Source organism: Algoriphagus chordae (genome assembly GCF_003254055.1).
In the GTDB taxonomy this organism is placed as follows: Bacteria; Bacteroidota; Bacteroidia; order Cytophagales; family Cyclobacteriaceae; genus Algoriphagus; species Algoriphagus chordae.
The window spans coordinates 1-21,286 of sequence record NZ_QKZT01000018.1; the positions used below are offsets into that span (position 1 = coordinate 1).

The 21,286-nt window shown below is 41.3% G+C and carries 20 protein-coding genes and 1 pseudogene; 11 read left to right on the forward strand and 10 right to left on the reverse strand.

The features are described from left to right. The 3 genes and pseudogenes from LV85_RS17150 to acnA all read right to left on the reverse strand — a co-directional run. Positions 1-248 (reverse strand): annotated as a pseudogene (locus tag LV85_RS17150) (hypothetical protein); the annotation flags it as partial. Positions 249-309: 61 nt separating this feature from the next. After that, complete coding sequence (locus tag LV85_RS17155; RefSeq protein WP_111321697.1) at positions 310-951, reverse strand: hypothetical protein; 642 nt, start codon at positions 949-951, stop codon at positions 310-312. A gap of 347 nt (positions 952-1,298) precedes the next feature. Continuing rightward, positions 1,299-4,076 carry an aconitate hydratase AcnA gene (acnA, locus tag LV85_RS17160; protein ID WP_111321699.1) on the reverse strand — a complete coding sequence of 926 codons (2,778 nt, stop codon included), beginning with the start codon at positions 4,074-4,076 and terminating at the stop codon, positions 1,299-1,301. A gap of 155 nt (positions 4,077-4,231) precedes the next feature. On the opposite strand from acnA, the gene LV85_RS17165 reads away from it, so the two are divergent. Continuing rightward, positions 4,232-5,290: an endonuclease/exonuclease/phosphatase family protein gene (locus LV85_RS17165; protein WP_111321701.1), complete on the forward strand. Its 1,059-nt coding sequence runs from the start codon at positions 4,232-4,234 to the stop codon at positions 5,288-5,290. Between the two features lie 255 nt (positions 5,291-5,545). On the opposite strand, the gene LV85_RS17170 is transcribed toward LV85_RS17165, so the two are convergent. The 4 genes from LV85_RS17170 to LV85_RS17185 form a co-directional block, all read right to left on the reverse strand. Further along, entirely contained in the window at positions 5,546-6,523 is a 978-nt protein-coding gene (locus tag LV85_RS17170; RefSeq protein ID WP_111321703.1) for an MlaD family protein, read from the reverse strand. Then, positions 6,520-7,272, reverse strand: coding sequence for an ABC transporter ATP-binding protein (locus tag LV85_RS17175; RefSeq protein ID WP_111321705.1), 753 nt, complete (start codon positions 7,270-7,272; stop codon positions 6,520-6,522). Before LV85_RS17175 ends, LV85_RS17170 begins: the two co-directional genes overlap by 4 nt. 2 nt (positions 7,273-7,274) lie before the next feature. Then, positions 7,275-8,072, reverse strand: a complete 798-nt coding sequence (locus LV85_RS17180; protein ID WP_111321707.1) for an MlaE family ABC transporter permease — start codon at positions 8,070-8,072, stop codon at positions 7,275-7,277. A gap of 230 nt (positions 8,073-8,302) precedes the next feature. Then, entirely contained in the window at positions 8,303-8,560 is a 258-nt protein-coding gene (locus LV85_RS17185) for a hypothetical protein (protein ID WP_111321709.1), read from the reverse strand. 385 nt (positions 8,561-8,945) lie between these two features. Between LV85_RS17185 and LV85_RS17190 the strand changes: the two genes are divergently transcribed. Beyond that, positions 8,946-10,322, forward strand: coding sequence for a TIGR00341 family protein (locus tag LV85_RS17190; protein WP_111321711.1), 1,377 nt, complete (start codon positions 8,946-8,948; stop codon positions 10,320-10,322). An 80-nt stretch (positions 10,323-10,402) separates the two neighbouring features. Here LV85_RS17190 and LV85_RS17195 read toward each other — a convergent pair whose 3' ends face one another. Further along, the gene (locus tag LV85_RS17195; protein ID WP_111321713.1) at positions 10,403-11,110 is read right to left on the reverse strand and encodes an outer membrane beta-barrel protein; all 708 of its coding nucleotides are present in this window, start codon (positions 11,108-11,110) and stop codon (positions 10,403-10,405) included. Positions 11,111-11,284: 174 nt separating this feature from the next. Between LV85_RS17195 and LV85_RS17200 the strand changes: the two genes are divergently transcribed. Next, positions 11,285-11,740: a YciI family protein gene (locus tag LV85_RS17200; protein ID WP_111321715.1), complete on the forward strand. Its 456-nt coding sequence runs from the start codon at positions 11,285-11,287 to the stop codon at positions 11,738-11,740. A gap of 4 nt (positions 11,741-11,744) precedes the next feature. Here the strand turns inward: LV85_RS17200 and LV85_RS17205 are convergent, their stop codons facing one another. Continuing rightward, complete coding sequence (locus LV85_RS17205) at positions 11,745-12,659, reverse strand: glutaminase (RefSeq protein ID WP_111321717.1); 915 nt, start codon at positions 12,657-12,659, stop codon at positions 11,745-11,747. 496 nt (positions 12,660-13,155) lie between these two features. Between LV85_RS17205 and LV85_RS17210 the strand changes: the two genes are divergently transcribed. From LV85_RS17210 to typA, 6 genes are all read left to right on the forward strand, one after another. After that, positions 13,156-13,503, forward strand: coding sequence for a PadR family transcriptional regulator (locus LV85_RS17210; RefSeq protein WP_111321719.1), 348 nt, complete (start codon positions 13,156-13,158; stop codon positions 13,501-13,503). Between the two features lie 19 nt (positions 13,504-13,522). Then, positions 13,523-14,212: a hypothetical protein gene (locus LV85_RS17215; RefSeq protein WP_111321721.1), complete on the forward strand. Its 690-nt coding sequence runs from the start codon at positions 13,523-13,525 to the stop codon at positions 14,210-14,212. Continuing rightward, complete coding sequence (locus LV85_RS17220; RefSeq protein WP_111321723.1) at positions 14,209-14,886, forward strand: hypothetical protein; 678 nt, start codon at positions 14,209-14,211, stop codon at positions 14,884-14,886. Before LV85_RS17215 ends, LV85_RS17220 begins: the two co-directional genes overlap by 4 nt. Next, complete coding sequence (locus LV85_RS17225) at positions 14,883-15,506, forward strand: VIT1/CCC1 transporter family protein (protein ID WP_111321725.1); 624 nt, start codon at positions 14,883-14,885, stop codon at positions 15,504-15,506. The genes LV85_RS17220 and LV85_RS17225 overlap by 4 nt, the downstream gene beginning before the upstream one ends. Further along, entirely contained in the window at positions 15,503-16,204 is a 702-nt protein-coding gene (locus tag LV85_RS17230) for a hypothetical protein (RefSeq protein WP_111321727.1), read from the forward strand. The genes LV85_RS17225 and LV85_RS17230 overlap by 4 nt, the downstream gene beginning before the upstream one ends. A 187-nt stretch (positions 16,205-16,391) precedes the next feature. After that, positions 16,392-18,197: a translational GTPase TypA gene (typA, locus tag LV85_RS17235; protein WP_111321729.1), complete on the forward strand. Its 1,806-nt coding sequence runs from the start codon at positions 16,392-16,394 to the stop codon at positions 18,195-18,197. A 65-nt stretch (positions 18,198-18,262) separates the two neighbouring features. On the opposite strand, the gene LV85_RS17240 is transcribed toward typA, so the two are convergent. Further along, the gene (locus tag LV85_RS17240) at positions 18,263-19,249 is read right to left on the reverse strand and encodes an aldo/keto reductase (RefSeq protein ID WP_111321731.1); all 987 of its coding nucleotides are present in this window, start codon (positions 19,247-19,249) and stop codon (positions 18,263-18,265) included. Positions 19,250-19,413: 164 nt separating this feature from the next. On the opposite strand from LV85_RS17240, the gene LV85_RS17245 reads away from it, so the two are divergent. Together LV85_RS17245 and LV85_RS17250 are read left to right on the forward strand one after the other, a co-directional pair. Next, the gene (locus tag LV85_RS17245; RefSeq protein ID WP_111321890.1) at positions 19,414-19,806 is read left to right on the forward strand and encodes a Dabb family protein; all 393 of its coding nucleotides are present in this window, start codon (positions 19,414-19,416) and stop codon (positions 19,804-19,806) included. A 56-nt stretch (positions 19,807-19,862) separates the two neighbouring features. Continuing rightward, positions 19,863-21,182 carry a S41 family peptidase gene (locus LV85_RS17250; protein ID WP_111321733.1) on the forward strand — a complete coding sequence of 440 codons (1,320 nt, stop codon included), beginning with the start codon at positions 19,863-19,865 and terminating at the stop codon, positions 21,180-21,182. Positions 21,183-21,286: the final 104 nt, after the last annotated feature.

A 21,286-nucleotide genomic window follows, 5' to 3' on the forward strand; every position in this document is an offset into this window, starting at 1 on the left:
GACTGTAATACCGTATCATAACGCAGCCAGTCACAATGAATATAACGGCTAGCCCCAGTCCAGATGCTTAGCCAAAATGAAGTCACAATATCTGCCGGATCATAGCCTCTGTTAGATCCCGGCTGAGGTAAATCAAGGGAGCTGAGATACTCCTCGATTCCAATCTGATCCACAAAACGCTTCATCAAACTCATTCCCCCAAAGGGTGTGACTGGCTTGTCGGAATACTCAATCGGCAGATTAACCATTTTGGTGAGATTTAATTCTATTAAAAATCGTGGTTTTCTATTCCCTTTCAAAGATTTTGGATCACTTTACTATTCCTATTGCATAATTGGGGCTAAAGCAAACTTCTTCCAAAATAGGTGTACAATTAAGCGCAGCATTTGCATTTGATCTGCTTTTCTTACCTGATTCATTCTTTGGAAAATAGGTATATACCTTCTCCCCATTTTGCACAAACCATCCTGTGCTCAATTCCTCATCCCAAGAGATCATCTGTATGTCTCCAGAAAAATCTTTACTCCATATCGTATAGTTATTGACCTGAAGCTTTTTCTGGTTGGATGAAGATCCCTCAGGAAAATACTTGAGTATAAATTTATCAAACCCTCCATCATCTCTTCTTTCAAGAATTAATCGAAAAAATGCATCCTTCTGCTTTCTTTTGATGTCGTTGATCGTTTTGGCCGAGCGGATGGGCACTGAGAAAACATTGTATGTGATTTCCACTTCAATCACTCTGCCTTCTTCATGGACTATAGCTTTGTTCCAATGGATTTTCTTGATCTGATTCCTTACTCGTGCATTCGCTCCTGCTGATACAGGAACCCCAAACTCTTCTTGGGGCCCAAACCAAGCCTTCGCATCTGCTACTGCTTGCTGAGCATCAGAGATTGGGGTCTCAACAGGTTCTTCCTCACTTACACAGGAGGCAATAACGAGCATCATAGCCAGAAGCAGAAATGACCAAAATCCAGATCTACTTAAAAATTTGTACTTGAGGGGGGGGGTAAGTGTTTTTCATAATAGATTTCATAAAATAATACTAGTTAAGTGTCTAAAAACTTCTTAAGTATAAACCTTCGTGGCTATAAAAGCAATAGTAGTTTAGAAATTTTCTAAAAACTTATCATTCTGTTAACAAGCGATAACCCACATCTTCCCTCATAAATTTTGACTAGTAAACCAACAAAACCCGCCATTTCTGACGGGTTTTGCTTAATTAAAATCTAGCATGAAATCCAACATTTGCGGCAGCCCGCATCGGTCATCCTACATCAAGCACCCAACATCCCTTATTCCTTTAAGAAATCCCTCAAAACATAATTCAAAATACCTCCATGCTTATAATAGGCGATTTCCACTTCTGAATCCAAGCGGGACAGCACCTGGATTTTCTTCTCCTGGGCTTCTGACTTCACGGTCACCTCGAATTGCTGGGAAGGGGTCAATCCTGACTCAATCCCCAAAATACTGAACTCTTCTTTACCCGTCAGTCCCAAACTCCCGGCATTTTCCCCTGGCAAAAACTGAAGTGGAAGTACACCCATTCCCACCAAATTACTTCGGTGAATACGCTCGTAGCTTTCTGCAATCACAGCTTTGATGCCTAGTAGATTTGTTCCTTTGGCTGCCCAGTCACGGGAAGATCCCGAACCATATTCCTTTCCTGCCAAAACAACAAGTGGGACACAAGCTTCCTGATATTTCTCGGAAGCTTCGAATACAGACATTTCTTCACCAGAAGGAACGTAAGTGGTAAACCCGCCTTCTTGGGTACTCAATTGATTTTTGATACGGACGTTGGCAAAAGTACCTCGTACCATTACTTCATCATTACCTCTACGCGAACCGTACGAATTGAAGTCTGGTCGCTCTACTCCTCGTCCGTTCAGATATTTCCCAGCAGGCGTATCAGGCCTGAATGATCCAGCCGGAGAAATATGATCTGTAGTGATCGAATCTCCCAGTTTCAATAAAACTCTTGCGTTCACGATGTCTTTTGCTTCCGGTACATCTACAGAAATGCCTTTGAAGAAAGGCGCTTCTTTGATGTAGGTACTGCTATCATCCCAAGGATAAATTTCCCCTTCACCAGATTGTAACTCTTTCCAAATATCATTTCCTTCGAAGATCTCCCCATAGCTTTTCGCATAATCATCAGGAGAAAGGACTTTTTTCGCCACCTCAGCTATTTCATCATTAGATGGCCAGATATCCTTCATATATACTGGCTCCAAATTCGGGTCATACCCTACTGGCTCATTGTACAAATCCACATCTACACGGCCTGCAAGTGCATATACGACCACGAGCATCGGGGACATGAGGTAATTCATTTTCACCTGAGGATGCACACGAGCTTCAAAGTTTCTATTTCCAGAAAGCACCGAAGCCACGACCAGATCATTATCCTCCACTGCCTGTGCAATGTGTCTAGGAAGTGGCCCTGAGTTACCGATACAGGAAGTACAGCCATAACCGACGGTGTGGAATTTCAAGGCTTCTAAGTCTTCTAGTAGCTCTGCTTTTTCTAAGTAGTCCGTTACCACTTTGGAACCTGGAGCCAGGGAAGTTTTCACCCAAGGTTTTACATCTAATCCCAATTCACGCGCTTTCCTAGCCACAAGGCCAGCTCCCAGCATTACGGAAGGGTTGGAAGTATTGGTACAGGAAGTAATCGCTGCGATGACGATAGAACCATCATACAATTCAAATTTCTCATTGTGCAGATCCACTGATACAGTTTTCAACCCATTTTTGATCTTGGTTTTGATCTCCGTCTCTGCAGGAGCTTGCACGCCTGATTGATCCTCGGTCTGCCCTCCTCCTTCTTCAAGAAAGCGGGAAACTTCTTCTCTTTTTTCGATAGGGATGTATTGACGACCGTGAATTGACTCCAACAATTCACCAAATTTCGGTTTGAAATCTTTCACCAAAATCTTGTCTTGAGGACGTTTTGGGCCAGAAACAGTGGCTTCGACCGTCCCCAAGTCCAATTCCACTACAGAACTATAATTGATGAGTTCTTCGTCTTTTCTCCAAAGCATATTAGCCTTACAATAATCCTCCACCAATTTGATCTGCTCTTTGGAACGATTGGTCTTGCCCATATAATCAAGCGTGCGATCATCAATTGGGAAATAGGTAACCGTACAGCCAAACTCTGGAGACATATTCGAAATCGTAGCTCTATCAGGAACTGAGAGATGATCTAGACCTGGTCCAAATACCTCCACAAACTTCCCTACTACGCTATTTCTTCTCAGCAACTCGGTAATGGTCAATACCATATCCGTAGCGGTAGTCCCTGCTGGTAGTTTACCAGTCAGCTTTAATCCAACTACCTCTGGCATGATAAAGTAAATCGGCTGGCCTAGGATGGCCGCTTCTGCTTCTATCCCTCCTACTCCCCAGGCTACAACGCCGATTCCATTCACCATCGGCGTATGAGAGTCTGTACCTACTAGCGTATCAGGAAAGACAGAACCATCCCGCTTGATTACTCCCTGAGCTAAATATTCCAAATTTACCTGATGGCAAATCCCCATTCCTGGAGGCACCACCGAAAAGTTATTAAAGGTCTTCTGTGCCCATTTGAGGAACTTATATCGCTCCGAATTACGCTCATATTCTTTCTCTACATTCTTCTGATAGCTGTAGTTGGTTCCAAAGTAATCCACCTGCACCGAATGATCGATCACAAGATCTACTGGGATCAAAGGATTGATCTTACTTGGGTCTTTACCTTTTCTTTTGGCTTCAGATCTCAAAGAAGCAATATCCACCACTGCGGGTACACCAGTGAAATCCTGCATCAGCACTCTGGCCGGTTTAAATGGAATATCTTTATCTGAGGGTTCAGGGGACCAATTGATCAGCGTCTCCAAATGCTCTTTGGTGATCGCAAAATCATCAAAATTCCTTAGGGCATTTTCTAACAAAATTCTTATAGAAAAAGGCAAATGCTTAACTGGGTGACCACTTGCTTCAAGTTTCTCCAAACTCCAATAGGTATGTTCTCCAGTTGAAGTTTTTAGTGTAGTTTTAATCTGGTATGGGTCTTGGCTCATGATAAAAAGAGGCTTTGGTTAAAAAAAAGGATACATAGATGTAACTCAAAATTCTTGCTTAGGATTCCATCTTTGGTAATTGAGTCCCAAAGTCTTGCCATAAAGCGGGGAGATTTTCTCAACTTTAATTTAACTTAAGAAAATCAAATTTTTACATGGGCTACATTCTTCTTCGAGTATTCAGTGCTTTTTTCCTATTCGCTACATTTTTCCCCTTGGTCAAACTAGACTATTGGTGGGTACGGATATTCGATTACCCCAGACTGCAAAAACTGGCAATCATGCTGGTTTTGATTGCTTGCTGGATATTCATAGTTAGCACCGAGTCCAGCCCAGAGCCATATATCTGGATATCAGCTTTAACACTAGCTTCTCTTTACCTCGCTACCAAAGTGTGGCCCTTCACGCCCTTAGGCAAGAAAATGATTGAGACTGTCCCCTATTCCGAGGAAGCAGGAATACATATTCTGGTAGGAAATGTCTATCAATACAATAAAAAATTCCACAAGGCGGTCTCTTTGGTAAAGACCGTGGATCCAGATTTGATATTCTTTGTAGAGACAGATAAAGCATGGGAAAAGGGACTTTCTGAAATAGAAGAGCATTATCCAACTCAGATAAAACTCCCTATGGATAATACCTATGGGCTACTGCTTTATACTCGAATGGAAATCGTTCGTCAGGAAATTAATTATCTGATCGATGATGAAATCCCTTCTCTGGAAATAGATTTAAAGTTGCGGAATGGGGAAATAATTACCATTTATGCGATTCATCCTACTCCTCCAGTTCCTGGAGAAAATGATGATAGCACAGAAAGAGATGCTGAAATTTTGCTGGTAGGAAAAAAATCTAAGGAGAACTCCAAGCCTTCCTTGGTCATAGGAGATTTAAATGATGTGGCATGGAGTTATACCACAGAGCTGTTTCTAAAAAACTCCGAAATGGCTGATCCACGTCGCGGGAGAGGGCTTTTCAATACTTTTCATGCGAAAGTACCACTATTCAGATGGCCGCTGGATCATATCTTTTTGAGTGAGCATTTTGGCCTAGCCAGTTTGAAAGTTCAGAGCGCTATAGGCTCAGATCATTTTCCTATTTCATTGAAAGCTGTACTAACACCATCTGATGATACAGAAACGATGGAAGCAGATGGAGATGAGAAAGAAGAAGCAAGAGAAAAGATCAATCGCGGTCGTGAAAAGGAGGATTAAAAACTAGACTTCTTTCTCCCGCCAAAAGTCGGGTCAAGTCTAAGTTCAACGAGTAAATTGGAGATTTTACTCGTTGCTCGTACAAGGTTAAAAGTAGCCTTCATCAGTGAACCAAGCAGATTCCAAAACAAAAAGAGGGGAGAAAATGCCTAAAACTGCATTTTCTCCCCTCTTCTATTTGTATACAAAATTCTAGATGGGCTATTTATCGAAGCCATTTAAATCAAATGCATTCAATTAACCCAACAGTTCTTCTTAGTTATTTTCCTTTGCTTCTGCTTTTTGCTTTCGCTTAAAACCTTTGTTGAAAGGCCAAGTATATTCCAATGCATCCATACCGCGATTCAAGTTGTATGCCGCAGAATCAGCATTCTCGAGGGTACTTTTAAGGCTTTGAGCAAATTCTGGATCGCTCAAGAGCATTCCCATTGAATTGCTAGGATCGTTAAACTTATCAGTAACTGCGCTTAGCTTCTGAGTCATTTCCTCTGAGTTGGCTGCAGCTTGCTTTAGGCTCTCCATAGAGTTTCTCAAGTCAGTAGCCATAGTCGTATCAGTCACCAGGTCATTGAAGAGATTGCCTTTCTGATTCAGTTTGGAGGTGAAGCTATTCAATTCATTAATCATTCGATTGCTATTAATCGAAGCTTGATTAAGGTTATTTACTATCGCTCTGAAGCTTTCTGCCATCAGGGAATCTGTGAGAGCAGCTCCTACCATTCCTTCGCCTTCGGCTAGTTTGCTGGTTAGGTTTTTTAGGTTACCAGTGATTTCCACTAGGTTTTCATTGTTGACTTGCAATGTCTCCATCATCTGATCAGTATCTAGCGGCATCACAGACTCCAGTCTATCTCCGTCTTCTACTGGTGGAGCCAAGGTGGTTCCTCCATAGATCATAATGATTTTGTTGCCTATAAGGCCATCAGAACTGATTGTCGCTTTGGAATCCTTTCTGATGAATTCCACGACTTCTTCTTCCACGTTCATTTCTATCTCTACCTGAGAATCTCCGTAGAAATTGATTTTGCGGACTGTTCCGATTTTCACTCCTGAAAACCAGATGTTGTTTCCCGTCTGAAGGCCTCCGATATCATCGAAAACAGCTTTCAACTGGATTGACTTTACAAATTTTTTCTGCTGACCACCTAGAGTCAACACCCCGGCAACAAGGATAGCTATGCCTAAAAAGACAAATATGCCTACTATAACTGATCTTTTATTTTCCCCTCTCATGAGTTGATGAAATTATAATCGTAAAATGATTTGATACGTTTGTCTTCTGCATTTGGAAATACTTCTTCGAAAGTCCCCACTGCGTCAAACTGACCATCCAGCAGCACTGCCACTCGATCTCCTGTTTCTTTGGCACAGGTCAAATCGTGCGTAATGACGATGGATGAGGTATTGTACTCTTCTCGAACTTGTGTGATAAGCGTATTGATTTCTCCGCAGGTAATAGGATCCAATCCCGCCGTAGGCTCATCATAAAGCATGATCTCTGGCTCTAATATCAAAGTGCGCGCCACACCGATTCTTTTCTTTTGTCCACCAGAAAGCTCCGAAGGCATCTGATTGATAGACTGTGGTAATCCCACACTGTCCAATAAACCTTCTATTTTCATAGTGATCTCCTTCTTAGTCAGATTCTTAATGTTTCTCACCAGAGGAAATTCCATATTCTCTCGAACTGTCATACTATCGTAAAGGGCTGAGTTCTGGAAAGAAAAGCCAATACGTAAGCGTAACTCATTTAAATCCTTGGTTTTAAGAGTAGAAACCTCCTTGCCAAGCACCTTCATCAACCCTTCATCCTGCTTCAGGAGACCAACCATGATTTTGATCAAAACAGACTTGCCAGAACCTGATTTCCCTAGGACAACCAAATTCTCTCCTTTATATAAATCTAGATCTACTCCCTTGAGTACATCCAAGTCTCCAAAAGACTTCTCCAAACCGCGAATTTCTACAACCTTATCTTCCATAATTAAAATGCTCGGATTGCGTTTACGATCTGAAGTACAAGCAGTTCTTCAATAAATATCAAGAACATGGCCATTACCACCGCAGCATTTGCGGCACGGCCGACACCCTCTGTTCCTTTAGAGGAATTATAGCCCTTGTAACAGCCCACAATTCCTATGGTAAAACCAAATAATAGGGATTTCAATACCGAAGAAGTTATATCAAGGAATGAAATCGATTCAAATACCTGCACAAAGAAAGTGGTCATACTCACCTTTTCATTGGCACTTACACTGAGAAAAGATCCCATCAATGCTACAAAATCTGTGTACATCACCAGTATGGGAATCATTAAGGTAGTGGCTATCACTCGCGTAACCACCAGAAACTTGAATGGGTTGGTCGCCGAAACCTCCATCGCATCAATTTGCTCCGTCACTTTCATTGAACCTATCTCAGCTCCTATACTGGAGCCCACCTTACCTGCTGCTATCAGCGCTGTAACTAATGGCCCCATAGCTCTTACCACTGCGATGGAGATCAAGGAAGGCAACCAAGAGGTTGCTCCAAACTCCGACAGTGAAGGCCTGGATTGGTTGGTAAATACTATACCCACAATAAAGCCTGTGAGAGATATCAAAGGCAAGGACTCCACTCCAATGCGATAGCACTGATGGATAACCTCCTTAAATTCATAAGGCGGCATAAATACCTCTTTGAAGAATCGCCTTACAAAATTCCAAGCGTCCGCCAGTCCAGTAAAAAACTTATCTATTTTCTTTGAAAGCAGGGGCTTTCTATCTGCTGCTTTTTCGGTCATATATTCTATAAGATGGCTCGAAATTAATTAAATTATTCAAAAGGATAGTTTTAAAATACTTCAAAGGCTTAGGATTAATTTTAAGAGGGATGATCTTCTACGCTTTTCAAAAATTTTACTGCTTCATTTTCCTCAATTTTTTTGCTGAATTTGCTCATCCTTGAAAGGGCGAGACAGCAAAATTACGCTTGGATTTTTACTCGCTTTTCAGTTCTCTTTTCGGGCAAAATTTAAGGCATATCCAAGCAATCAATTTTTAGAAAACTCAGGGAACCCTCCGGGATATCCAAGTACGCAAATTCCACACCAAGACTAAAACCAAAAAACCATTTCCCTTCGAAAATCCTTGGATCCTGTCCTGCTTTGGAAAATGTGTTTTTTTTGGATTCTATAGATTTCCCTCGAGTGATTTTATCGGTAGGAGCTAAGATTCCCTTGAGCGAAGTTTGGTAAAACCTGAAGTCAGAAACCACTCCACTGAAAGCCATTTCTCAAATATCCCTGTCTTCTGTGAAGAAAAATTCTTAGTGAGAAATCAGAATTCCTCTTTCACTGCAACATCTAGCTCTATCAGGGAATTTTAAAGCCTTCATCATTCCTCCTCGTATATTTAGATAAGTCTAATTTTTTTAGCCTAGACAAATTATGAGACACCTAAACCAGCTTTATCTCACAATAAATCAGATCTTTAGACCAACAACAAGAAAGTAAAGCTTACTAAGCTAGTACTCGGTATTAGAGCTATACCTGGAAACTAGCAAAACTCTCTATTTACCCCCACCGTAGATTGTTCTGCAAATTAATAAGCAGTATCGAAGTCTAAAACAGGACTGGATTTTAGTTATTTTGCCAAGATTTATTTTTCAGTCAACTATGGAAGAGCCTAAAGCCAGGAAGAAAAACAAAAGCCAATTCATTCGATTTTTGCTGTACATCGGCAATCGCTTTGACTTGCACGAAGGCAAAGAAGATGAGCTGGCGACGATAGAATACATCAGCAAAAACGTGGAATTCAAAGGCGCAAATCTCTGGATTTTGATCTTTGCGATTCTCGTAGCCTCGGTTGGATTGAATGTAAATTCCACTGCAGTCATCATCGGAGCCATGCTCATTTCGCCCCTGATGGGTCCCATTATGGGAATCGGAATGGCGGCAGGAATCAATGATTTTGACTTGCTAAAACGCTCTCTAAGAAATCTCGGAGTGGCCGTATTTATTGCGATTTTGACATCCTCGATTTACTTCAGTTTTACTCCTCTCGACGATGCCCAATCTGAGCTGCTCGCGCGGACAGAGCCGACGATTTGGGATGTGCTTATTGCACTCTTCGGAGGACTTGCCGGAATCATCGCCGGCTCCAGAAAAGAGAAAAGTAATGCCATTCCAGGTGTAGCAATTGCTACGGCTTTGATGCCTCCACTCTGCACGGCTGGCTATGGATTGGCCACTATGAATCCCTACTATTTTTTGGGAGCTTTCTACCTGTTTTTCATCAATTCGGTTTTCATCTCCCTATCGACTTACCTCATCGTTCGCTTCATGAAATATCCCAAAAAGGAATTCATGGACAACAAAAGAGAAAAAAGAGTGCAGACCTACATTACCCTTTTCACCATACTGACGATAGTACCGAGTGTGTACTTGGCTTACGGTATTGTGGTGAGATCTTTTTGGGAGGAGCAGGCCAAAACTTTTATCACAAATGAATTCGTATTTCCAAAAACCCAGGTGCTGAATTCAGAACTCAGCTATAGCACAGATCCTCGTCTGATCAAAATCAATCTTATCGGAGAGGTAATCGATGATCGGGACATTGCCTCTCTTCGAGAAAAAGTGAAAAGCAATGGCTTCGAAAATACCGAGCTGCAAATCAATCAAAGTGGAAGCCGAGGCACTGACATGAATGTGTTACGTTCGGATATCCTAAAAGACCTCTATGAGCGAAACGAGCGACTCATCCAAGATAAGGATGAAAAAATATCCCTGCTGGAAAACGAAGTTGCCAACTATGGACAGGTACGTCTGCTGGGGAATGAAATCGCCAATGAAGCTAAAATCAATCACCCAACACTGAAGAAATTCACCCTGAACCGTTCTATGGTGAGCGATCTAGACAATAAAACCACTGACACCCTGCTCCTCGCCTATGCTCAGTTTGCAAAAAAACCTAGTGCCATTGAAACTACTAAACTAACCGACTGGCTTAAACTTCGGACCAAATCTGACACAGTTGCTCTTATCTTATATTAATTTTTTGAACAATGTAAAAAGCCAAAATCAGCTCTCATTTGGCTTTTTACATCGTTTTCATCCTATTTTCTCGATTTTCATTACTTTTTGGATGATCGTTTCCAATTGCCAGTATTTAAGCCATATCCTACAAAAACACCAAAAAAGCTTCCCTTTGTCTCCTGAGTTACTTCGCCTAATACCACACCGTTTGAAATCAAAGGATTGGTATAGTTATTTAAACCGGTGATCCCTTGCTGGTATCTCAGCCCAAGCAAAAAGTAATTATCCTTCTTAGTCATAAACTTCTTGCCCACATCTAGTCTGATCGCCGTACCGATCTTATTGATCTGCTCTAATGTGGATTCACCTGAGCCATCAAACCCATTCATTGCCCCCATCGAAGTACTAGTTGACAGAGTCAACCCGGGTTGTACATAAAACCCAGGCTTTTTAATGCTAAAATTATATCTCCCACCAATAGAGAAAGAAGGGGTATATGCCGGCGGAACTATCGATCGAAAAAGATAAAATTCATTTGTTGGATTTTTGATCTCATTTCTCATCCCATTTCTGTAAAACCCAAATTCTGAATACAAATCCCATTTTTCAGAAATTGGAAATAAAAGACTTAACCCCGCATTTCCCCCAATACTATTTTCCATAGGCACTTTACTCCCATCAACAGAATTAGTGGCAGAAGAAAAAGAACTGATAGCTCCAGCAGTTATTTCAACGGAAACATTCCTTTGGGCAAAAGCAGAAACTGATAAGAACAGGAATAAGGTAACTAGTAAAGAATTTTTCATGACTTGTGGTATTAGATGTTTGTAAAAGAGTTATACAATCAAAAATAACTTTAGGTAAGCATCCTTCCAGAAACAAAGTCTAAATTTTTCTTAATCAGTTAGTTAAAAAATCTTATCAAACATATTTACTAAATTTAAAACCTTGAACAAGTCCGACTCAACCCCCTTTCACTTATGAAAAAGCTATTCTTATTAATTATCATCGGGTTTTCAGTTAGCTCCTATTCTTTTGCCCAAAATGAGACCTACGACCCTGAACTAGCTGCAGAAGTCGATGCAGACGAATATGGAATGAGAAAATACGTCATCGCCTTTCTTTATCGCGGAGACAAAGTCGATGAATACTCCGAACAAGAACGTACGGAAATCCAAGCTGGTCATATGGCGAATATCAACCGACTAGCAGAAGAAGGTAAAATGGTGATGGCTGGACCTTTCTTTGGAAATGAGGAATTGCGTGGGCTATTCTTTTTTGCAGTGGAAAGCCTAGAAGAAGCTCAGGAACTAACAGCAACCGATCCTGCCGTCAAAGCAGGCGTACTGCGAATGGATCTAAAGGAATGGTATGGCTCCGCTGCGTTGATGCTGATGGTGGAGATGCACAGTCGTGTGGCAAAGACAGAGATTTAAGCTTTTAAAACAAAGAGAATGACAACTTATCTGTCAATAGCTCCAACGCACGAATCGCTTTGACGGAATTGCCTTTTTCATTGAGTTCTGGGCTCCACACCGCAATACTGAACTTATGGGGCATCACAGCAGCCACGCCTCCCCCTACTCCGGATTTACCTGGTAGCCCTACTCTGTACGCAAACTCTCCTGCCTCATCATAGAATCCACAAGTCAACATTAGTGCATTGATACGTCTTGCACTACTTTCAGATAGAATCTGTCTATTGGCGAAAATAGAATAGCCGTCATTAGCCAGAAAGGAAAAGGATTTGGCTAGATCCACGCAGCTCATCTCCATAGCACACTGGGAAAAATATACCTCCAGCACCTGATCTATCGGGTTGTTGAAATTTTTAAAGGACTTGAGAAAATAAGCCAAGGCCGTATTTCGCTCACCGTGATTCTTTTCTGAACTCTGTACTTCAGGATTGATTTTCACGCATGTTGCACCCGACAGTTCATTAATAAAATCAGTAATCTGATCAATTGGATTTTCAAATTTGCTGCACAAGGCATCAGTGATCACCAAGGCTCCCGCATTGATAAAGGGATTCCTTGGAATGCCCTTTTCATATTCCAACTGAGCGATAGAATTGAAAGGATCACCACTTGGTTCCACATTCACGCGCGACCAAAGCTTAGTATTGAATACATTAAAAACCATGGTAAGCGTATGAACCTTGCTGATACTTTGGATGGAAAAAGGGATTTGATGATCTCCTACCCCATATACATTCCCTTTGAGATCCACCAAGGCTATCCCAAACTGATTTGGGTCCACATTTCCAATTTCAGGAATGTAGTCTGCGACCTTGCCCCTAAGGTTCTCCTCCTGCACCTCTCGGTACACTTCTTCAATTAGCTGTTGATAGTCCATTTGAGAAAAGTGTGGAAAATTGGCGGAGAATGAAAGAGTTTTGTGAGAAAAGCTGGAAGACGGGAGACCGAAGACAGAAGGCCGCTTCGGTACCCCGTCTTCCGTCTCTCTTTTAAATAGTAAAAGCACTTGCAAGTTCTGCCAGAGTTTAAGGAAAAGATGGAAAGAGTAAAATAGAACCTACTTGGCCTTGGCCTTGCTCGGCCACCGGAGAAATCTAGGTGCAGGGTTGGGAGGAGAAAGTGCGGGATCTCCGCACTTTCTCCTCCCAACCAAAAATAAATACCCTTGGTCACCGAGCTTGCCGAGGTGTTTTGAATTAACTCTCTGGAAGACCGTATCGCTCTTCGGTCTTCCGTCTTCGGTCCTAATTTCATACTGTTACAAGTTCATGCTTTTTTAATCACAAGAAATGGTTGAATAAAAACCATACCTCAGATTCTTATGTATGTAATATTTTTATATATTTGGTTTAGCTAGGCAATACAGCGAAATCATGTCAAATAACAATCTAATTAAAGGCTCACTGCAAACGATCATTCTAAAACTCTTGGAAGAGAATGAACGCATGTATGGCTACGAAATCACCCAGCGAGTAAAAGAACTGACTGAAGGTGAAATCAAAATCACCGAAGGAGCACTCTACCCTGCTTTGCACAAGCTGGAAGCCGAAGGGCTACTCAGCACAGAAATACAGCAGGTGGACAACCGCGTGCGGAAATATTACAGCCTAACCAAAGACGGCCAAAAGGAAGTCACTAGTAAAATGTCTGAGTTGCAAGGTTTCGTGGAAAACCTCCAGCGTATCCTTACTCCAGACCTTAAACCTGGTTTTAACATTTGATTTTTTTAACGTGACAACTATGAGAAAACTTACGGAAGAAGAATTAACCTTAATTCAGAAGTCAATTATCCGAAAAGAAATCTCGGCTACGGAGCTTCTGGGTGAGATCCATGATCATTACGTGACTCACTTGGAAACCCTTCCAGTGTCTGATTTCCATGCCGAACTTTCACTACTCGATCAAAAATGGACTCAGGATTATTGCAAACAACTTCAGCGTGATTTACAAAATTCGATCAATAAGTCAATTCGTTCCTTGCAATGGCAATTAGCAAAAAGCTATTTCTCTTGGCCTAGAATGATATTTACTTCTATTCTTGTTGTCTTAATAGCAACTCTAATCAATCTTTTAGCCTGGGACTTCCAGCTAATCGTATTACTTATTCCACTAGTATTTTTGATTGCACTTGGAATCATCATTTCAGTAAGGACTCATAGAAAAAACAAAGCGATAAAGAAGTTATTCAATTTCAAGAATTCTGGAATTTTCATTTTATCCTTTCAGAGCTCTAATTTTATCAGCCACGTAATTTGGCCTGTTCACTCGTTGAATTTATTTATTTTGGCACCAAGAATCTGGGGTATGCATGATGTAGTGGCTGTTTACATCATCAATATGATCTGTATACTATTTGGAGCTTATCTTATTCTTCATTCCCTTACAATTTTTGAAGCCTGGAAGATCAAATCTAAAACTTCGCTGATATGAGACAGCTATCAGAACAGGAACTTGATCAGGTAAAAAGAGCTATTGCCGCCAAGGAATTGACTTCTGCGGAAATCCTATTGGAGATCTATGACCACTATGTAAGTCATTTGGAAAGCGTTGAAAGCTTAAAATTCGAGGAAGAATTATTTGAATTAGAGCAAAAGTTCAAGTATAGTCACTGCCATGCACTTCAGGCAAAATTTCTACAAGCTTCAAAAAAGGAGATTTTCAACCTTCAGTGGTCAATTTTCAAGACTTACTTCACTTGGCCAAGGATTGTGGCTACGGCTGTATTTGTTGCTATCCTGATTTTCGTTTGGAACACTATTGACTCTCAAACACAAATCAAAGCGATAGTTCTAGTAACGATAATATGCATTTTATCATCTATTGGTTTTTACATCAATTCATTTCGAAAAGCTAGGGGATTTAAAAAGCTCATAAAAAGCAACAAAACGATTGAATCTTCCTACGCAAGCACAATAATGGTTCAAGGCATGCTAATGCAGTCGCTTTTTCATATTCTGTTTTTTGTGCCTAATCTAGGTTTTGCCAATATCATCGAAAGTGAATACTTCGGTCCAATTAGTTTATGCATATTTTTCATTTATATCAGTCTTACACTGACTCTTATTAGAGCCTGGAAGATCAAATCTAAAACCGCACTGATATGAAACTCTCCTCCGACCAAATCTCCCGAATTCAATCCTCTTTTTCTCTCGGAAACATCTTCTATGATGATATCAGAGCAGAACTGGTAGATCACTTTGCAACTGAGATTGAAGAAAAGATGGACGCGAGTACATCCTTCGATATACTGCTCCAAGAAAAACTTAATGGATTTGACCAGAAGAAATTTCAACGAACTCTCCTACTTCAAAGTCATGTAGGAATGCTGAAAGCTATTTTCAAAAAAATGCTTTCTTTTTGGCTGCTCTTTAAAGTAGTGTTCATGACCTACATAATTGGGGGTATTGTTAATCTTTTCTCCACCTATACTCCTGAATTCGCCGAGCAGGTTTTGAAGACAAGCTTTATTTTAACATTACTGGCACTTGCTATAATTGGATTGATAAGAACCAGATTGCTTAAAAACTCCCAAATCGTGGCAGCAGGAAATACATTGTTTATGGTCGCGATGCTAAGTCAGTTTGCATTACAAACAGAATGGTTGCAATGGACTGGATTTAGCAATCAATCCTTGTTATATGCTTTTGCCTTTTGGTTTTGCCTGCTATTAGTTGCAGGATTTAGAGTACTTTCAGGAACAGTCAAAAGAGTACAGCTTGTATGAAATTATCCCCTTCCCAAATTGACACCCTCAAAAAACTGATTTCCTATAAAGGCTATCCTGAGATCGATTTGCAATATGAGATCCTGGATCATGTGGCTTGCAAGGTGGAAGTGCTTTTGGAAGAAAAGCCAGACATGAAACTTGACGATGCTTTCCGAAAAGTTCATGGGGAATTCGGGATTTTCGGGTTTTCTGATTTGGCAGAGTCCTATACCAAAAGTATAGAAAGACGCTATCGAAGATGTTTTTGGGAAGAGTTCAAAGCACTTTTCACTAGCTATAGAATTATCTACCCTATAATAGTAACATTTATTCTTTATTGGCTAAGTGTCAATTTCAAACTTTTCGGAGAGCAAGTAAGCCTACCTTTATGGGGAGGTGTTTACATTATAGGTGCAGCTTTCATCTTACTTGGTTTTTATTTGACAGTTAGCAAAGGTCTTAAGAACTATGTGTCCTATAGAAGTTCGGGAAATTCTTTTGCTTTTTTCAACCTCATGATGCAAATCAGCATATTTGGAATGCGCAGATTAGAAAACCCATACTACAATTTTGATTTTAGCCCTCAAAGCATTTTGACTTGGTTATCAGTTCTGGCTATTTCCGCATGCTTTATATGTATCTTTTTAATCCCACGTGTCCTCAACAGATCCATCGCGGAAACCAAAAAGCTACAAGCGATCTACGAAGCAGCCTAACATAGAATTTCCGTGTCCTCAACTGATAAGGCCACAACTTTTCCTTCTAACCCAAAAGTAGAAGGGAAATCAATCCATATTTAATAGAGGTAATTGGAGGCATAGGGACACTTAACACTAAACTTCACAGGTAGATAACCTTACTCCAAATTTTTATTTGTACTTTTGCAGCCTCAATAAGCAAACCATGCAGAACATTAGGAATATCGCGATCATCGCTCACGTTGACCACGGCAAAACAACGCTAGTGGATAAAATCATTCACGCTTCAAAGCTCTTCAGAGAGAATCAGCAATTTGACGATCTGATTCTTGACAGTAACGATCTAGAGCGTGAAAGAGGAATTACCATTCTTTCTAAAAACGTATCAGTACGATATAAAGACACAAAAATCAACATCATTGACACTCCTGGTCACGCCGATTTCGGTGGTGAAGTAGAGCGAGTGTTGAAAATGGCTGATGGCGTGATCCTTTTGGTAGATGCTTTCGAAGGACCTATGCCACAGACCCGATTTGTATTGGGCAAAGCACTGGATCTTGGATTGACTCCTATCGTGGTCGTGAATAAGGTAGATAAAGAAAACTGTCGTCCAGACGAGGTTCATGAATCCGTATTCGAATTGATGTTCAACTTGGACGCTACCGAAGAGCAACTGGAATTCCAGACACTTTACGGTTCTGCGAAGCAAAACTGGATGGGTCCAGACTGGAAAAACCCTACTGACTCTATCATTCCTTTGTTGGATGCAATCGTAGAATATATCCCTGCTCCAAAGATCGAAGAAGGTACGCTTCAGATGCAGATCACTTCTTTGGATTATTCCAACTTTGTAGGTCGTATCGCTATCGGTAGAATCAAAAGAGGTACTATCAAGGAAAACCAGCAGCTTGCTTTGATGAAGGCTGATGGATCTGTGAAAAAAGTAAAAGTGAAAGAACTGCATGTGTTCGAAGGCTTGGGCAAAAACAAAGTAGAGGAAGCATTCGCTGGAGATATTTGTGCGGTTACAGGAATCGAAGGTTTCGACATTGGAGATACGCTCTCTGATGTGGAAAATCAAGAGGCTCTTCCAAGAATCTCTATCGATGAGCCTACAATGAATATGCTTTTCACGATCAACAACTCTCCTTTCTTCGGTAAAGAAGGGAAATTTGTGACTTCCCGTCACCTGAGAGATAGATTGATGAAAGAGACTGAGAAAAACTTGGCACTTCGTGTAGAGTCAACAGACTCTGAGGACAAGTTCTTGGTATATGGTCGTGGAATTCTTCACTTGTCTGTCTTGATCGAGACGATGAGAAGAGAAGGATATGAGCTTCAGGTAGGTCAGCCTCAGGTTATTTTCAAAGAAGAAAATGGTCAGAAGCTTGAGCCAATCGAAACATTGGTAGTAGATGTACCTCAGGAGACTGCTGGTAAGGTGATCGAATTGGCAACTCAGCGTAAAGGTGAATTGCTTGTGATGGAGCCAAAAGGTGATCTTCAACACTTGGAGTTCAGCATTCCATCAAGAGGTTTGATTGGTTTGAGAAACAACATGCTTACCGCTACTCAAGGTGAAGCAATCATGAACCATAGATTCACTGCCTACGAGCCTTTCAAAGGTCCAATCCCAGGCAGAATTAACGGATCATTGATCTCTATGGACAATGGTCAGTGTACTGCTTATGCGATCGACAAACTTCAGGATAGAGGTACTTTCTTCGTAGAGCCAGGTGATGATCTATACACAGGTCAGGTGATCGGAGAAAACTCTCGTGAGAATGACATCGTGGTAAACGTGCAAAAAGGTAAGAAATTGACCAATATGCGTGCTTCAGGATCTGATGACAATGCACGTATCACACCAGCTAAGAAGTTCTCTCTGGAAGAATCTATGGAATACATCCAGAAGGATGAGTACTTAGAGATCACTCCAAAATCCATGAGAATGAGAAAAATCTATTTGGACGAAGGCGAAAGAACTAGAAACGCAAAGAAAGAATCTTAATCATATTTTAGATTCAAGAACATATAGAATCCCTCAAGCTTAAAGTTTGAGGGATTTTTTTTATACTACCATAGCTCATGCACCTCAGCACGGATGTGCTTGTCGTAGATTTTCTTCACGGCAGCCATTTGCTCAGAGCTAATAGCCGGTAGTTGTCCAGCGTTCACATTCGCCTCCAACTGAGCCAATTTAGATGCTCCAGGAATCACCACACTCACTTCATCATACATCAGAATCCATCGAAGGGCAAGAGAAGCCAAAGCTCCATCTCCTTTGAAAACCTCTCTCAGCTCATCTAAAGCTGGAAATGCTTTTTCTAGCGGCACTCCTGCAAAAGTCTCTCCCTTATCAAATGCCTTCCCTTCCCGATTGAAGTGACGGTGATCGTCTTTGGAAAAAGTGCTTTCTGAAGTGATTTTACCGGAAAGCAATCCACTAGCAAGTGGGACGCGAATGATCAATCCTATATTTTTTGCGGTCGCAAGGGTAAAAAGCTCCTCAGCTGGCTTTTGTCTAAACATATTGAAGATCACCTGTATGCTAGAAACAACCTCATATTCCATGGCACATTTAGCTTCATCCACCTGCTCTACACTCACCCCCATAGCGGCAACTTTCCCCTCCGCTATCAACTTCTCAAACAAGTGAAAAACATCATCTCTCTGGTACACAGAAGTAGGTGGGCAATGCAACTGGATCAGGTCCAACCTATTCAGTCCTGTATTCCTCAGGCTATCCTCCACATGTCTACGTAATTTATCAACAGTATAAGTCTCATCAATATGCGGTTGAATTCTTCTGCCACACTTAGTAGCCACATAAATTCGCTCTGATCGCTCTCGGACCACCTGTCCCACCATCGCTTCACTCAAACCAGCATCATAGACATCCGCTGTATCTACAAAATTCACTCCCTTGTCAAAGGCTGCATGCAATATTTCCTCTGCTATTTTCGGCTTAAACGGGGTGCCCCAACCTCCTCCAACTTGCCATGTTCCCAGACCTATTTCTGAAACTTTCCATCCGGTCTTTCCTAAGATTCTATAATTCATGCTTTTATGGTTTTATTGAAAAAAGGGAATTGAAATTCAAAAGGAAGGCAAAAAATCGCCTGATTATCTAAAAGTAATTTAAATTTTTATCTTTAGAATCACGGTTCAAACTGATATTTGTCCGTTTGAAAAACCTAGTATCTTTCAAGCCAAAACCAACAGAAATGAAATCAAGAAGACATTTTATCAAAACCATCGGCTTGGCAAGTGCCACTGCTGTCTTACCTATAACCTCAATCGCTAAAGAAATGGCAAAACAAAAAATGATTCACCAAGTTTACTTTTGGCTACATGATGAAGCCAATACGCAAGAATTTCTCACAGAAGCTGTCCCTATGCTAGGTCGCTGCAAAACGGTAGGCAAATTCATCGCTGGTACGCCTGCGGCTACCGAAGACAGAGATGTAGTCGATCATAGCTTCCAAGTGTCTTGTACGGCTTTCTTTGATAGCTTAGAAGATCAATTGGTCTACCAGTCCGATCCGCTGCACCTAGAGTTTATTGACAAGTATTCCCACATGTGGAAAAAAGTACAAGTGTACGACATCGCGATCTAATCTAGATCCAAAAGCAGCTCTCATTCGTAGTTACTACAACAGTTTATCCTAATCATATGAATAACTCTAAGTGGATTTTCGGACTGTTAATTTTGCTCATCTGGTCTTGTGACCCAAAGGATGAGATAATTCCTGATCCACAATCGGATAAGGTGAGAGCTGCTATTTTTGATTCTATGGAGGAATGGTATTATTGGAATGAAGAGCTACCAGCCTCTGTCAATACTGCTGATTATTCTTCGAATGAAGAGTTTCTAAATGCCATCACCTTCAAACCACTGGACCGCTTCTCCTATCTCACTACTCAGGAAGCATTCAACAAGGCATTTGTGGGCAAAAATGCTGGTCATGGTTTTGGATTCGCCTTCGATGCTACCGAAAGGCTCTACCTTACTTTTGTGTTTGCGGAATCTCCTGCAGGTCTAGACGGCTGGCAGCGTGGCTGGGAAATCACAGCAATAAATGGAAAGCCTATCTCAGCCTATCAAAATGCTTCTGGTGGATACGATTTCCAGTTGGGTAGCTCAGACCCTGGAATCAGCAATTCCTTCACTTTCAAATTACCCGACGGCAGCAGTACAACCCGCACCAATATAAAAGCTGAATACCAGTCAAATTCAGTGCTTCATCAGGAGGTAATTGATCTTGCCGACAAAAAAGTGGGATACTGGGTTTATCAGAGCTTCAAAGCTACAGCCGGTCAATCTCCTACCAAAAGTCTGGAAGTGGATGAATCCATGGCGTTTTTCGAAGCTGCAGGAATTGATGAATTGATCATCGATCTCAGATACAATGGCGGAGGCTCAGTGGCAGTAGCTGAGCAAATCAACAATTACCTGATCCAGACCTCCAACTCAGGGAAATTGATGTACACCAATAAGCTGAATTCTCTAAAATCAGAGCTGCAGAAATCTGTCCACTTCGAAAAGAAGGGAAGCCTGAACCTAGACAAATTGATTTTCATCACCTCTAGAGGCTCTGCTTCAGCCTCTGAATTAGTAATCAATTCACTGAATCCTTACAGTGATATCATCCTAGTTGGTGACAACACCTATGGTAAACCTGTGGGATCCTTCCCCCTCTCCAACTACAATGACATACTGAAGCAAAATAACGTGGAGCTAGTTCCTATCACTTTTGCCACAGCAAATGCTGAGGGAAAAGCTGAGTATTTCGATGGATTCCCCGCTGACTTCGCGGTAGGAGATTCGCCTCAATTCAATTGGGGAGATCAAAATGACCTTCGCCTAGCTGCTGCATTGCGGTTCATAGAAGATGGATCCGTTGGCGGTAGACTTCTAAACACCTTCTACAGAGCCAACTGGGAAATGATCGATCAATTCAAAGGATTGGAGCAGGAGTTTCCTGCTTATTGATAAGAGATTATCGATTTTATGTCAGCAAAGATTTCGGAGCGGAAGATAATTTAGCACACATTTTTGGTCAGCTGAATACGATTCTTTACTGACAGGCCCCTGTG